Source organism: Providencia rustigianii, from assembly GCF_900637755.1.
Lineage (GTDB): Bacteria > Pseudomonadota > Gammaproteobacteria > Enterobacterales > Enterobacteriaceae > Providencia > Providencia rustigianii.
This window is the reverse complement of record NZ_LR134396.1, coordinates 200,079-215,892: the sequence shown is the minus strand read 5'-3', so window position 1 is coordinate 215,892 and position 15,814 is coordinate 200,079. Positions and strand designations below refer to the sequence as shown.

General features: G+C 43.3%; 11 protein-coding genes and 2 pseudogenes. 10 read left to right on the top strand and 3 right to left on the bottom strand.

The genetic code is table 11. The features are described from left to right. Positions 1–48: 48 nt before the first annotated feature. From paaK to paaY, 3 genes are all read left to right on the top strand, one after another. The gene (gene paaK, locus EL244_RS00985; protein WP_126458120.1) at positions 49–1,362 is read left to right on the top strand and encodes a phenylacetate--CoA ligase PaaK; all 1,314 of its coding nucleotides are present in this window, start codon (positions 49–51) and stop codon (positions 1,360–1,362) included. Positions 1,363–1,515: 153 nt separating this feature from the next. Further along, positions 1,516–2,457 carry a phenylacetic acid degradation operon negative regulatory protein PaaX gene (gene paaX, locus EL244_RS00980; protein WP_006813873.1) on the top strand — a complete coding sequence of 314 codons (942 nt, stop codon included), beginning with the start codon at positions 1,516–1,518 and terminating at the stop codon, positions 2,455–2,457. Between the two features lie 30 nt (positions 2,458–2,487). Further along, positions 2,488–3,081, top strand: coding sequence for a phenylacetic acid degradation protein PaaY (gene paaY, locus EL244_RS00975; RefSeq protein ID WP_126436218.1), 594 nt, complete (start codon positions 2,488–2,490; stop codon positions 3,079–3,081). A gap of 60 nt (positions 3,082–3,141) precedes the next feature. On the opposite strand, the gene EL244_RS00970 is transcribed toward paaY, so the two are convergent. Both EL244_RS00970 and emrA read right to left on the bottom strand, forming a co-directional pair. Further along, entirely contained in the window at positions 3,142–4,671 is a 1,530-nt protein-coding gene (locus EL244_RS00970) for a DHA2 family efflux MFS transporter permease subunit (RefSeq protein WP_006813875.1), read from the bottom strand. 4 nt (positions 4,672–4,675) lie between these two features. Further along, positions 4,676–5,848 carry a multidrug efflux MFS transporter periplasmic adaptor subunit EmrA gene (emrA, locus tag EL244_RS00965; RefSeq protein ID WP_006813876.1) on the bottom strand — a complete coding sequence of 391 codons (1,173 nt, stop codon included), beginning with the start codon at positions 5,846–5,848 and terminating at the stop codon, positions 4,676–4,678. Between the two features lie 579 nt (positions 5,849–6,427). On the opposite strand from emrA, the pseudogene EL244_RS00960 reads away from it, so the two are divergent. Continuing rightward, positions 6,428–7,492, top strand: a pseudogene (locus EL244_RS00960) (TonB-dependent receptor plug domain-containing protein); the annotation flags it as partial. Here the strand turns inward: EL244_RS00960 and EL244_RS00955 are convergent. Beyond that, positions 7,469–7,825: pseudogene (locus EL244_RS00955) on the bottom strand (LysR family transcriptional regulator); the annotation flags it as partial. The pseudogenes EL244_RS00960 and EL244_RS00955 sit on opposite strands and share 24 nt — an antisense overlap. A 589-nt stretch (positions 7,826–8,414) precedes the next feature. On the opposite strand from EL244_RS00955, the gene EL244_RS00950 reads away from it, so the two are divergent. The 6 genes from EL244_RS00950 (at position 8,415) to EL244_RS00925 (ending at position 15,763) form a co-directional block, all read left to right on the top strand. Next, positions 8,415–9,020 (top strand): ankyrin repeat domain-containing protein, encoded by a 606-nt coding sequence (locus EL244_RS00950; RefSeq protein WP_006813881.1) that lies wholly within the window; start codon positions 8,415–8,417, stop codon positions 9,018–9,020. 19 nt (positions 9,021–9,039) lie between these two features. Next, complete coding sequence (locus EL244_RS00945) at positions 9,040–9,963, top strand: oxamate carbamoyltransferase subunit AllH family protein (protein ID WP_126458117.1); 924 nt, start codon at positions 9,040–9,042, stop codon at positions 9,961–9,963. Then, positions 9,953–11,503, top strand: a complete 1,551-nt coding sequence (fdrA, locus tag EL244_RS00940; protein WP_006813883.1) for an acyl-CoA synthetase FdrA — start codon at positions 9,953–9,955, stop codon at positions 11,501–11,503. Before EL244_RS00945 ends, fdrA begins: the two co-directional genes overlap by 11 nt. Next, complete coding sequence (locus EL244_RS00935) at positions 11,503–12,918, top strand: YlbE family protein (RefSeq protein ID WP_126458114.1); 1,416 nt, start codon at positions 11,503–11,505, stop codon at positions 12,916–12,918. The genes fdrA and EL244_RS00935 overlap by 1 nt, the downstream gene beginning before the upstream one ends. Before the next feature lie 254 nt (positions 12,919–13,172). Beyond that, positions 13,173–14,735: a permease family protein gene (locus tag EL244_RS00930; protein WP_006813885.1), complete on the top strand. Its 1,563-nt coding sequence runs from the start codon at positions 13,173–13,175 to the stop codon at positions 14,733–14,735. A 77-nt stretch (positions 14,736–14,812) separates the two neighbouring features. After that, entirely contained in the window at positions 14,813–15,763 is a 951-nt protein-coding gene (locus EL244_RS00925) for a carbamate kinase family protein (protein WP_126458111.1), read from the top strand. The last annotated feature ends 51 nt before the right edge of the window (positions 15,764–15,814 follow it).

Sequence of the window (15,814 nt, the reverse complement as noted above, 5' to 3'; positions counted from 1 at the left end):
TTCATTCCCTAAATGTGCTGGTAACTATAATAACGAGGACTGGCAATTATGAGCATGACACAACAAGACAATATCGACGCAATCGAGTTTGCTTCTCGCGATGAAATCGAGGCGCTGCAACTCGCTAGAATGAAGTGGACACTTACTCACGCCTATGAAAATGTGCCGATGTATCGCAAGAAATTCGACGATGCAGGGGTTCATCCTGACGATTTTCAGCAACTGAGTGATATTGAAAAATTTCCCTATACCACCAAACAAGATTTGCGTGAAAACTACCCGTTCGACACCTTTGCCGTGCCGATGGATAAAATTATTCGCATCCATGCCTCATCGGGAACAACAGGTCGCCCAACTGTTGTTGGCTATACCCAACAAGACATTGATAATTGGGCAGATTTAATCGCTCGTAGCCTACGTTCAGCGGGGGCAACTCGAGGAGATAAAATCCATGTCGCCTACGGTTACGGGCTGTTTACGGGCGGACTTGGCGCCCATTATGGTGCGGAGCGTCTTGGCGCAGCAGTGATCCCCATGTCCGGTGGGCAAACCGAAAAACAAGCGCAACTGATTGCTGACTTTAAGCCTGATATCATCATGGTCACCCCCTCATATTGTTTAACAATTATCGATGAGCTCGAGAAAATCATGGGCGGAGACGCTAGTAAGTGCTCACTGAGATTAGGCGTATTTGGGGCTGAGCCTTGGACTGAATCCCTGAGAACAGAAATTGAAACTCGCTTAGGTATCAAAGCATTGGATATTTATGGGCTTTCGGAGGTCATGGGGCCTGGCGTTGCCATGGAATGTGCGGATTCAGGGTGCTCAGGCCCCACTATCTGGGAAGACCATTTTTATCCCGAAATTATCTGCCCCAATAGCCTGAAAACCTTGGAGGATGGTGAACATGGTGAGTTAGTGTTCACTACCCTTACAAAGGAGGCTATGCCCGTTATTCGCTACCGAACTCGCGATTTAACGCACCTAAATTTAGGCAATCATCGCCATATGCGCAGTATCGGGAAAATCACCGGTCGCTCTGACGATATGATGATTATCCGTGGGGTCAACGTATTTCCCTCTCAAATTGAAGAGCAAATCATGCAATTCAAAGAGTTATCTCCCCACTACCAGCTGGAAATAGGTCGCCAAGGGAATATGGATAACTTGTCGGTACGTGTGGAATTGAAGCATCCGGAACAATTGACGTTCGATGAACGCTGCAATATCTGCCATAACCTCAAACACCGTATCAAATCCATGGTCGGGATCAGTACCCGCGTCAGTATTGTGAACTGCGGTGATATTCCTCGCTCCCAAGGGAAAGCTCAACGCGTAATTGATACGCGAATTGCAATTTAAATCAAAAGATTAAGATATGGCTGGCAACAGCCTGTCTTAAATCCGGTTTCCACTCAGTGCACCATACGCTATTTAGCAAGTACAAGACAATCGTCTAATTTTTGTCTAAGATTTGTGGGCATCTGATACATTAATTTTAGGGATAAGCGAATAATGGAAACCAAGCTCAATCAGTTTATTCAGCACGCCATTGAGAGCCAGCCGATCAGTGGCACCTCATTGATTAGCTCCTTATATGGCGATGCCCTGCATCATCGTGGCGGAGAAGTCTGGTTAGGCAGCCTCACTAAATTACTTGAGCCAATGGGCTTTTCAGACCGTTTTGTGCGCACCTCCGTTTTCCGTCTACAAAAAGAAGGCTGGTTAGATGTCGAAAAAATTGGGCGTCGCAGCTATTACCGAATTTCTGAACGAGGACAGAGCCGTTTTCGCCGCGCTGAAAGCAAAATTTATTTAAGCGAGCAATCTGAATGGAATGGAAAATGGGATTTACTGTTATTGGAAAGTGCCGATAAAGACGAAAAAATCCGCCTCAAAAAAGAGTTAAGTTGGCTGGGATTTGGGCAATTTAATACCTCATTAATGGCAGCGCCTAACAGTAATCAAAGCGATATTCCTGCGCTTTTGAGTGAATTAAATGCCGCAGAAAATGTTGTCTATTTCCATGCAGACTATCCCTTTAACCGTTCCGAAAAAAATCTAAAATCCCTCGTCTTTGATGCATGGTCACTGCCCGATATTTCCGAGCATTACCATCAGTTTATTACCTTATTCCGTCCCGTGGCCTTGTTACTAAAAGAGTATTCCGAGCAAGTCATTTCGCCAGAGCTGTGCTTTCAGTTGCGTCTATTGTTGATCCATTTTTATCGCCGCGTCGTGTTAAAAGACCCATTACTGCCGGATGAGTTGTTACCCACCCAATGGGAGGGGCATATCGCTCGTCACCTGTGTACCAATATTTATCAACGTATCGACCAAGGTGCTACGCAGTACGTCACACAAATATGTGAGACCACTTTTGGCGAACTTCCTCAACCCTCGAGCGCTTATTACCGACGTTTTGGCGGGGTTTTGAAAGAGCTTTCTGCTGCATAATTTTTGCCTGTTGGCATTAAAGGAGTCTGTATGCCGTTTTATCAGATTGATGGGATCACCCCTGTTGTTAGCCCTGAAAGCTTTGTACACCCTACCGCCGTTATCATTGGCGACGTCATTATTGGCAAAAATGTCTACATCGGTCCTAATGCCAGCCTACGCGGGGATTTTGGACGCTTAATTATTAAAGATGGCGCCAATGTGCAAGATAACTGTGTGATGCATGGTTTTCCGCAATTTGACACGGTGATTGAAGAAAATGGGCATATTGGTCATGGCGCGATTTTGCACGGCTGCCATATTAAGCGTAATGCGTTAGTGGGCATGAATAGCGTGGTGATGGATGGCGCGGTGATTGGCGAAAATTCGATTGTTGGTGCCTGTGCCTTTGTGAAAGCCGATGCTATTTTCCCCGATAACAGTTTGATTGTCGGCACACCTGCCAAAGTGTTGCGCAGCCTATCGGAACAAGAAATTGCGTGGAAAAGTAAAGGAACTGAAGACTACCAAACACTGGTAACTCGCTGCCTCAATAGTTTTCAAGAAGTGACCCCGTTGGCAGAAGAGGAAGCGGATCGTAAAAAATTGATCTTCGATGATGTGATCCCAAAATCCAGATTATAAATTTCCCTCATAATCCATAAAAAAGTAAGCGCGTGCTAACTTCTCACGCGCCTATTTATCTTAGTGCTTATTCGCCTTACTGCCAAAAGGTGGTTTCGCAAACCATACCGTCACAATCAGCGCAATAAACACCCAACCGCATAACCAGAAGATTTCGTTTGCCGCAATAATCAACCCTTGGCTGGTAATTTGCTGAGCAATAAAGCCGGATGTTTGTTCCGTGGTCATCCCGTGGGCGGCCATTCCTTGGTACATGTCCAGAGATTCAGGATTGTAATCAGTAATAAACTCAGTGAGCTGACTATGATGGACAGCTTCCCGATCGCTCCACATCGTGGTGGTGATTGACGTACCAATTGAACCCGCCAATGTCCGGAAAAAGTTAGCTAAGCTGGATGCAGAAGCCAGTTTTTCGGGAGGGAGCCCCGATAAGGTGAGCGTTGTGAGCGGCATAAAGAAACACGCCACCGCCATCCCCTGCACCAATTGCGGCCACACCACGGCTGAAAAACCCATTGAAGGTTCGAAGGTATAAGCGCGCCAGAAGAAACAGATGGCATAGAATACGAAACTGAAGGTGACTATCCAGCGGATATCTAAGAAGTCAGACAGTTTCGCCACCGGTGCCGAGAACAACACGGGTAGCAATCCGATTGGCGCTAATGCCAATCCTGCCCATGTCGCTGTATAGCCATATACCTCCTGCAATAGCTGAGGCAACAAAACTATCGCACCAAAATACGCCATATAGGCCAAGCTGACGGAAATGGTTCCGATAGTAAAATTCCGTGACTTAAACAGCGATAGCTCCACAATCGGATTTTTAGAGGTGAGTTCCCAAATAACCATAAAGACCAGCGCAATCGCAGAGACCACCGCAAGGATGACAATCTCATTAGATGCCAACCAACCGAGCTCTTTTCCTTTATCCAGCAATACTTGTAAGCAACCCACACCCACAGATAACAGCGCTAAACCGATCACGTTAAATGGCACTTTAACAACGGTCGACTCCATGCCTTTAAGAATGATCGAGCCCACAATGATCACGAAGATCCCCAGAGGGATATTCATAAAGAAGATCCAGCTCCAATGGAAATTATCGCTGATATAACCGCCGAAAATAGGACCAAAAACAGGGGCTAAAATAATGGTCATCGACCAAAATGCCAACGCCATGTTCTGCATTTTAGGTGGATAACAGCGCATGATCAGGCTCTGTGAGAGCGGGATAACTGGACCTGCAACCGCACCTTGCAACACGCGACATAAAATCAGCATGCCGAGGCTGTCGGAAAAACCACACAGTAATGAAAATAGCGTAAATAGCGCAGTAGCCCACAGGAAGACCCTTATCTCCCCAAAGCGTTTCGCAAGAAAGCCCGAAATCGCAATAGAAATGGCATTCGATACCCCAAACGAGGTGATAACCCACGTTCCTTGGGATACCGAAACACCTAAGTTACCCGCAATTGTCGGGATAGCCACGTTGGCAATCGTTGAATCGAGTACCTGCATAAATGTGGCGAGGGACAACGCGATGGTTGCCCACACTAATTTAGCCCCTTTGAGCGGTTTAATCTCTGCCATGGGGCTAATCCGCGTTATTGCTAATGATGGTATCGATCACCTGATCAACTTCATTCAGCTTCAATACCAATACATCACTCTCAAAGGCAGGTACTGTGCGCTGAACCTCCGATAACACGGGTCCATTTTGATCTTTAATATCAATGGTGACATTCATCGATAAACCAATACGTAGCGGGTGCTTAGCCACTTGTTCTGGGTCTAATTCCACACGTACTGGTAAACGTTGTACTACTTTAATCCAGTTACCCGTGGCATTTTGTGCAGGTAGCAACGAGAACGCGCTGCCGGTTCCCATGTCTAATCCAACGACTGTTCCCTTGTACACAATATCGCTACCATAAAAGTCACTGCTAATGGTCACTGGCTGACCGATACGCACGCTCTCTAATTGCGTTTCTTTATAGTTAGCATCGACCCAAACTGGCTGTACAGGGACAATCGCCATCAGGGAACTTTGTGAACTCACTTGCGAACCCACTTGAACGTTACGACGGGAGACATAACCGGTCATTGGGCTTTTAATTTCAGTGCGCTGTAAATTGATCCAGGCGCTGCGCACGCTATCTGCCGCTTGTTGAATCGCTGGCTGATTTTTCAAAGCGGTATTGCGCAATAATGCACGATTCGCATTATATTGTTGAATAGAGATATCCAACGCGGCTTGGGCAAGTTGCACCGCTTCTTGGGAGTGCTGTAAATCTTCTTTCGAAATTGTTCCGCTGCGGCCTAATGCAATACGCCGCTGGTAATCTTTTTGGGCTTGCGCAAGGGAGACACGGTTTTGTTGGATTTGCGCCTGATACTGATCCCCATTAATGTACAGCTCTTTGGTTTTGCGCACCGTGGTAGCTAAGTCATGTTTAGCTTGTTCGTAGGAAAGCTTGGCATTGGTTTGATCCAACACGACCAATACATCGCCGGCTTTCACCAAATCTGTATTTTCGAAATTAACCTGAGTCACATTCCCTGTTGTTTGCGCAACAATCGGAATTTGCAAACCAGAGACATAGGCGTCATCGGTATATTCTTGGAAACGTAAGACTAAAAACCAATACACACCATAAGCGACAAATAATAGAACAATAATAATGGTGGCAATCACCATCCATAACGTTCTTTTATTTTTCATTTTCGTTTCTTGCGGTGTTTCAGTTGAATTTGTTGATTGTTCCATAATAATTCTCAGGCAAAAGATTCAGTAATATTTCTATCCACTATATTTACGAACTCACTGTAATAATGCAATAGCCAATTATTTTTAAATTCAATTGATTATCGCGTTAAAATTTATATTTTAAAATTGACTAGAATCATAGTTTATTCAATTAGATATAAAATAATAAATGACTAAATAGCCTAATATCCACGAAAAAAAACAATCTAAATAGGATATTAATATTCATCAGTAGAAATAATTCACAAATAAGAAATCCAATTCCGCATTTAATTTATTCTAAAAATGATGAGTTGATTAAATTATTTTATTGCCTGACTCAAATTTGAATATATCGAAATAAGATAATCAAAATAATTTTACTCGCCAATATTGAATTCTATCTAGAATGCCTTGATAGCCTCTTATTGGTACTAACAATCCCCCTATTTTTCCGATAATTTTCTGCAAAAAAAAGTTAACCGAGATCAAACTTCGCCTAAAAAATAGCTAGCTAATTATTTATTTCAGATGTGTTTCGATGGTAATATTCGCAAGACTTATGATTATTATTATCATTTAGATTTACTAGGGATAAATATGAAAATGCGTTCTCAATATTCACTACTTGCTGCGGGTGTTTGCGCAGCTATTGCCTCGTTTGGCGCCACAGCACAAGAAGAATCCGACAAAATGATTGTCACCGCATCCGGATACTCACAGCAGTTACGTGATGCACCAGCCAGTATTACCGTTATCACCGCAGAACAATTACAAAATAAACCGGTACGTGACTTAGCTGATGCCGTTAAAGATGTTGAAGGTGTGAGCGTCGTTGGTAGTGCAAACAAACAAGATATTAATATTCGTGGATTATCTGGCGAATACACTCTAATTCTGGTGGATGGTCGTCGCCAAAATAGCCGTGAATCCCGTCCAAATGGTAGCGGTGGATTCGAAGCGGGCTTTATGCCGCCCGTTGAAGCGATTGAGCGTATTGAAGTCATCCGTGGACCAATGTCATCGCTGTATGGTTCAGATGCCATGGGCGGTGTTATCAATATCATCACGAAAAAAGTGACCAATGAGTGGCATGGTAGCGTCACAACTGGTGCTATCATCCAAGAAAACAGCGAAAGCGGCGATTCCATGGATGGTAACTTCTACCTGTCAGGGCCATTAATCCAAGATAAATTAGGCCTGCAACTGTATGGCGGCGGTGATTATCGTAAGGAAGATAAAATTCCTGATGGACACAATAAGAAAGACAATAAAAGCTTAACGGCCAAACTGACTTTCACCCCGATGGAAAATCAAACTTTCTTATTTGAAGCGGGAAGAACCACCCAAGAACGTTACTCAGAACCCGGCAAATCTTTAGCTGAATACTCCATGTTCAATGGTAAACGTCGCGATAATACCAAATCAGAGATCCACAACGACCGTAACCATATGGCGTTAACCTACAAAGGTGACTGGGATATCATCCAAACGGAAGTGAGCGTTTATCAAGAACAAACAAAGCGTAAAACTAAGTCTGAAACCAAAGATACGAAAACTGGGCTGTATAATTTTGCATACGAAGCCCGTGTTCCTGAAATCACCAATACTGTCGTTGATGGTAAAGTGGTGGCGTTCTTACCGGATAATATTTTGACGGTGGGCAGTGTGATAGGGCGTGTAGAGAAGCTGATTAATACAAATTCGGACGCGCGCTTCAATCCCTTGTTCAATGGAGTAAATACTCTTTTTAATCGAATGAAAATCATTTAATAAATCAGTGGCTTTGCGGTAAAAATAGAACCCAGCCTCCGTTAACTCAATATTGCGAGTATCACGAATAAACAGCGCAACATCCAAATAGGTTTCAATGCGCTTGATGGTATAGCTCACGGCCGAGGTGGTAATCCCCAATTCTTCCGCAGCTTTACTAAAGCTGCCATACTTTGCTGCGGTGGTGAATGTCAGCAAGTTTTCTTCGATAAAAATTGAGTTCATCGCGTTTCCTGTATTGAATAAAAAACGTTCAAAAATGCATTTTATGTGAATACTATTCAATAGCCTGAAAAACTGATTATTTATTCACCATTTTTTATAGAGTAACAGAAATATTTACTTTGATGGAATGTTTAATTTTTAATGTTTAGACTTAGCTAAAATGACATTCAGTAAAAAACGGAAAAATAAACATAACAACTTAATATTATTGAATTAAAAATATAAAAGTCACTTTGCATAACTTTGTCGTTACCTACAAAATCATTACAATGATAACATTTATTAAACTTCTAATTTGATGTGTATCACAGAACTGATCAAATCATTTTGGACTCACCATAACACGTCAATTTTTACCCAAAAAAAGCCTGCAAAAAGCCCAAAAACCGGCATTTAAACGATTAAAATGATGCTTTCACGCACAAAAAGCACGCATTATTAAATTCAATTCAACAATCAGCCCTCCTATTGATGAATGATATTTAAATGGATTCTATTTATTAGTCCCTATTGGTATGCTCTGTTTATCAAATATTCATCGATTTAAAATCGATAAATAAAAATTAAAGCCCTAATACAGGAGAGCGTTATGACAGCCAACGCACTAGTTCAAGAATTTCTTAACGCAGCAGAACAAGGTCAATTAGCGACATTAAAAAATTGTGTCGAGAAAGGTGTGGATATTAACGCGACGAACCGACAAGGTCGTACAGCAATTGTGAATGCGAGTTTAAATAAGCATTATGATTGCATCACTTATTTAATCAGTATTGGTGTGGATATCAATAAACAAGACCAAACCTGTTTTAACCCATTTTTGTTAAGTTGCCTAACCAACGATTTAACTTTATTACGTCTCGTATTACCCGCCAATCCTAATCTTGATTTATTAACACGTTTCGGTGGTGTGGGTATTACCCCTGCCAGTGAAAAAGGCCATGTGGAAATTGTTCAGGAATTACTGGAAAAAACAGACATCAATGTCAATCACACTAACTTTGTTGGCTGGACACCGTTATTAGAAGCCATCGTATTAAATGATGGAAAAGAGAAGCAACAGCAAATCGTGAAATTACTATTAGAACATGGTGCCAATCCACATATGACTGATAAATATGGTAAAACACCATTAGAGTTAGCCCGTGAAAAAGGTTATCACGAAATTGAAAAATTGCTGGTCGCGGCAGGTGCTTAATCCCTAATCGAGGAAGCATGTGAATAATATCGCGCCCCATCGACAGATATTATATGGACTAACGGCTGACCCCCATTTTTATCACCTGTTAAATCAGCCGTTAGAAACAGGACATATTGAGCAGGTATTTAATAAAGCGATTAATTTTTCCATTAATAATTCTTTATTCACGTTACTTTGCTCACAATTAGATAATGCACCAAACAGCTGTCGATTATTAATTAAAGACTTTTCTCTATTTGATATCCATGATGGAGACCTTATCACCATCAATAGTCAGTATATGACTATAGGTGAAAAATACTCACTAAGTTTTGAATTATGTAAAAAATGGCAACCACCACCTATTGAATATAATCCTAATAACCAAAAGGATATTAAATACTTTTTATTTTTAAAAAAACAAATAAACGATTTAGATTTAATTTTAAAAAACCATCCAGGTACCTTGTTTAATTATCAAGGCGATAATGTATTTTATTTTTCAATGGCGAGAAAATTAATTCAATTACGCGTTGAATTAATTGAATTAATAAAACAAAAAAAACGTTCCGACGTTATTTCTGTTATTTCGCAATTTGTCGGGTTAGGCATTGGATTGACGCCGACAGGCGATGATTATCTCGTGGGATTAATGTCTATTTTGCTCTTAAAGCACCATTTTTTGAGCGACATTTATTCCGAATTTTATCAAGGAATTACACCGGCAAAAGCACAAACCACGCCGATTAGCGCGGTCACTTTAGAAAAGGCGCTATGCCATGAGTACCGAGAAAATATGTATCGGCTTATTCAATCCATTGTTGATGGGAATAATGACGATATGCAGGCGAATTTTTTAGCGATTTTAAATATCGGGTCGAGTTCAGGTTGCGACATGCTATTTGGCGTTCGTGATGCCTTGTATCTCACTCATTATTTTGGAGAAACAGATGTCGACTAAAGTTGTCATAAAAAAGAATACCTATTTTGATTCCGTATCCCTGATGTCAATTTCAACGAAAGCCAATCAACTTGAAAATGTTGAGCAAGCATTCGTCGCGATGGCAACCGAGATGAATAAAGGTGTATTAAGCAATGTTGGCTTATTGACCCCAGAATTAGAAAACGCGAAGAATGGCGACTTAATGATCGTGATTAAGGGCCCTAGTGATGAAGCAAATGAAGCCTCACTACTCGCCATCGAAGAGTTATTCAATAAGAAGAACCAAGGTGGCTCTACCCACGAAGCGAAATATGCCACACTCAATTCAGCTAAATCACATATCCCAGAGAGCAATCTTGCCATCATTTCCGTGAATGGTCAGTTTGCGGCTCGTGAAGCACGTATTGCGTTAGAAAATGACCTAAACGTGATGCTATTTTCTGACAACGTCTCCATTGAAGATGAATTAGCGCTTAAGCAATTAGCCAGCCGCAAAGGCTTACTGATGATGGGACCCGATTGTGGCACCGCCATCATTAATGGCACGGCATTATGTTTTGGTAATGATGTTCGTCGTGGCAACATTGGGATCATCGGCGCATCAGGAACGGGAAGCCAAGAACTCAGCGTGCGTATTCACGAATTTGGCGCAGGAGTTTCCCAGCTAATCGGTACCGGTGGACGTGATCTTAGCGAAAAAATTGGCGGGATCATGATGATTGATGCCTTAAAAATGCTGGATGCCGATGATGAAACCCACGTTATTGCCTTAATCTCGAAACCACCAGCCCCTTCCGTCGCCAAAAAAGTGCTCGAGCAAGCAAAAAAATGCCATAAGCCCGTTGTGGTCTGTTTCTTAGGTAGCCAGCCATTACCGGATGATGAACCGGGACTGACCTTTGCTCAAGGTACCAAAGAAGCGGCACTGAAAGCGGTTCTGTTAACCGGTATTAAAAAAGAGACGCTAGACCTGCATCCACTGAATTTACCGCTGATTGATGAAGTCCGAGCCATACTGAAACCAGAGCAAAAATATATTCGCGGACTGTTCTGTGGCGGCACATTGTGTGATGAAGCGATGTTCGCAGCACTCGAAAAATATGACGATGTGTACAGCAATATTCAGCCAAACCCTGATTTCCGCTTAAAAGATGTCAATAAAAGTATCGCCCATACCTTCCTAGATTTTGGCGATGATGACTTCACCAACGGTAAACCGCACCCAATGATTGACCCAACAAACCGCATCGGGCGTTTACTGCAAGAAGCCCGTGATCCTGAAGTCGGTGTCATCATGATGGACTTTGTGCTTGGCTACGGCTCCCATGAAGACCCAGTTGGCGTAATGATTGATGCGATTAAAGAAGCCAAAAATATCGCGAAGAAAGACGGTCGTGAACTGGTGATTTTAGGCTACGTTCTCGGTACTGACCAAGATTCACCGTCAATGGATGCACAAGTCAAAATGCTCACCGATGCAGATGTCATCTGGGCAAGCAGCAGCACCAATACCGGTTTATTAGGACGTGAATTTGTTTGGAAAGGGGAAAAAGCATAATGACTTCATTATTTAAGCAACCATTAAACGTAATTAACATTGGCATCGAAATGTTTAGCGATGACCTGAAAAAACAACATGTTCCTGTGACCCATTTAAGCTGGACTCCCCCTGGTCAAGGTAACGTTGCGGTGATCCGCGCTCTGGATAGCATCGAAAATAACGCGGCATTACAGGAAAAAATTGAAGCGGCTAATGCGCAAGCTCTTGAGCGAATTATCCAATCCCAACCTGTATTAGTCGGTTATGACCAAGCGATTAATGTGGTTCCGGGTATGACTAAAAATACCATCCTGCATGCGGGTCCTCCGGTTGCTTGGGAAAACATGTGTGGTGCAATGAAAGGCGCTGTCACGGGTGCGTTAGTCTTTGAAGGGTTAGCTAAAGATTTAACCGATGCAGAACGTGTTGCTGCATCTGGAGATATTATTTTCTCTCCTTGCCATGAGCATGATTGTGTCGGTTCGATGGCGGGCGTGACTTCCGCCTCCATGTTCATGCACATCGTTGAAAATAAAACCTATGGTAACCGCGCTTTCACCAACCTCAGTGAGCAGATGGCGAAAATTTTACGGATGGGCGCTAACGACCAAAGCGTTATCGACCGTTTAAATTGGATGCGCGATGTATTAGGTCCAATGCTCCGTGACGCAATGAACATTATTGGCGAAATTGATTTACGTTTAATGCTCGCACAAGCCCTACATATGGGGGATGAGTGCCATAACCGTAATAATGCGGGAACCACATTACTCATTCAGGCACTAACAACAGGCATCATTCAGACTAATTTCTCTGTGGCTCAACAAAAAGAAGTGTTTGATTTTGTTGCCAGCAGCGATTATTTCTCAGGCCCTACGTGGATGGCGATGTGTAAAGCGTCGATGGATGCCGCTCATGGTATCGAATACAGCACCGTCGTCACCACCATGGCACGTAATGGTTATGAATTTGGTTTACGCATTAGCGGGTTACCGGGTCATTGGTTTACGGGTCCTTCTCAGCAGGTTATCGGTCCCATGTTCGCGGGTTATAAACCTGAAGATTCCGGCTTAGATATTGGGGATTCTGCCATCACAGAAACCTACGGAATTGGTGGTTTTGCCATGGCAACAGCACCGGCAATTGTTGCTCTTGTCGGTGGTACCGTTGACGAAGCTGTAGATTTTTCTCGTCAAATGCGTGAGATTACCCTTGGTGAAAACCCAAATATTACGATCCCACTACTTGGTTTCATGGGAATTCCAACCGCCATTGATATTACCAAAGTTTCTGCAAGCGGCATTTTACCTGTCATCAATACCGCCATTGCCCATAAAGATGCCGGTATCGGCATGATTGGGGCAGGTATTGTTCATCCACCTTTTGAGTGTTTTGAGAAAGCGATGCTCTCTTACGCACAAAAATATGCATAAACACCAGCAATAGCCAAATAACGCCCGATTTCGGTCGGGCAAAAAATAACTATAAAACGACATATACCCAATTAATCTTAATTGAAAACAGCGCTGTAGCTCAAAATATCGATGGAATTACCCCCAACATAATTTGAATTGCAGCTAGGTAGCAAGTCAATGAAATCCAAGGCACACACCAATATGTGACTAGGGCGAATGAACGCAACCAACAACGCTGCAGTTCAAAGAATGACGGGTATGGGGAGTATATAATGAATCTATTGAATATTAAGTGGAAACGTGGGGACTTGGCCGCCTACTTTGGGTTGATGACCAATAACCTAACCAACTTACTCACCATGATGGGATTATTAATTTTCGTTGTTGGAATTCCCTCTGAAATTGTTTACGGCCGTATTGCTCCTGCATTTGGTTTTGCTGTTTTACTTGCCAGTATTAGCTACGCTTACTTTGGTCAGCAGATGATCAAGCAAACCGGTCGTAATGATGTCACCGCATTGCCATCAGGACCGAGTGCTCCCTCTATTTTCACCGTCACGTTCTTGGTTATCATGCCGGTGTACCAGACCACTCAGAATGCGGAATTTGCGATTCAAATCGCGCTCGTTTGGTGTTTCGTGGAGGCGATGATCCTCGTTGGAGGTTCATTCTTAGGTGAAACTATCCGTAAGATGATCCCACGTACCGTGCTGTTATCCTGTCTTTCTGGGCTAGGATTACTGTTACTGGCGATGAACCCAATGCTGCAAGCATTTGAAGCGCCAACCGTTTCATTCATCGTATTACTGTTAATTTTCATCAACTGGTTTGGTAAAAAGCCGATCTTTGCCCGTATTCCTACCGGCTTATTACTGCTGATTGCGGGTACTGCATTAGCATGGATATCGGGTTTACAAAGTACTGAAGCCATTAAAGATTCCATGGTGTCATTCGGCTTTAACCCACCTGGCATCCATATTGATAGCTTCTTACAAGGCTTACCTCATGCATTACCTTACTTAGCCTCAGCCGTACCACTAGGCTTAGCAAACTATATCTTTGACTTGGAAAATATCGAAAGTGCTCACGCGGCTGGCGATGAGTACAACACTCGTAAAGTTATGCTCGCTAACGGTTTATCCTCGACTGTTGGCTGTTTTATGGGTAACCCATTCCCTGTCACCGTGTATGTGGGTCACGCGGGTTGGAAAGCGATGGGCGCCAGTGTTGGTTATACATTGGCATCCGGTATCACCATGTTCCTTGTTCCACTATTCGGGATCGGCGCATTCATGTTAGCCATCATCCCAATGACCGCTATTGTGCCAATTCTGGTGTTTATCGGCGTGGTCACCGCCAACCAAGTGGTGCGGGAAACACCGAAAATTGAAGTGCCCGTTATCTTTATCTGTCTATTCCCATGGATAGCCAACTGGGCATTGACCATGGTTAACAGCGTGATGAATGCGGCAGGAACCTCTGCAAGTGCCATTGGTGTTGAGACACTGTTACACAAAGGTGTTTATTATCAAGGTCTTGTTCACTTAGGTAACGGTGCACCGTTAGCCAGTATGCTGTGGGGCTGTATTGCGATCTTCGCTATCTTAAATCAGCCATTACGTGGTGCAATTGCCGCGGCAGTTGGCGCCGTACTGGTATTCTTCGGTATCATCCATTCACCTGCGGTAGGTATTGCAACCGGTCCAGCCTTGATGTTTGTTTACGCTTACCTCATGATGGCCGCTTTGTTTGTACTCAAACACTTTTTGGATAGCCGCAAATCGGTAGAACAACAACAACCTGAACATGCTGAAAAAATCAGTAAATCAGCGTAATCAAACCAGCCTTTAATCGTCGGTGTGCCTAGCGCACCGACGTATTCGCTAAATTCTCTGTATCAGGATATATCACAATGAAAGAACTCGTGGTTGTTGCCATCGGGGGCAACAGTATTATTAAAGATAACAACAGCCAGTCTATCGAAGCGCAAGAAAAAGCCGTGCAAGAAGTGGCTCTACATATTTGCGATATGCTCGAAGGCAATTACAACATTGTTTTGACCCATGGCAACGGACCTCAAGTTGGTCTTGATCTACGCCGTGCAGAAATTGCCCATCGGGAAGAAGGCTTGCCATTAACCCCATTAGCCAACTGTGTGGCAGATACCCAAGGTGGGATTGGTTATTTAGTTCAACAAGCACTCACTAATGCGCTGATGCAACGCCATCAACGACAAGCGGTCACGATGATCACCCAAGTGGAAGTTGATCAGCACGATCCTAATTTTGATGCACCTACCAAACCGATCGGCGCATTTTTTACTGAAGCCCAAGCTAACCAGTTAAAGCAAAATAACCCTGAATGGCATTTTGTGGAGGACTCTGGACGAGGCTATCGTCGCGTGGTTGCTTCACCAGAACCTAAACATGTTATTGAATCAAAAGCGATTCGCACGCTAGTCGATAACCAATATGTGGTGGTTGCCGCTGGTGGCGGTGGCATTCCAGTCATTAAGAACAGTCATGGACAATATCAAAGTATCGATGCGGTCATTGATAAAGATTTATCGACTGCGTTACTGGCTGAGGAATTAAAAGCGGAGATTTTAGTGATCACCACGGGCGTGGAAAAAGTGTGTATTCACTTCGGGAAACCGCAACAACAAGCCCTTGGGGAAACGTCCGTGAGTGATATGCAACGCTATATGGAAGAGGGGCATTTCCCTGCGGGAAGTATGCTACCAAAAATCGAGGCGAGTTTGTCATTCATTAAACAGGGTGGAAAACGCGTGATTATCACCACACCTGAAAAATTGCCGGATGCATTACGCGGTGAAACTGGCACTCATATTGTTCAGGGGTAATTCGATTCGCGTTTCCTACGGTTGATAAGTAGGAAACGCATTTATCATCTT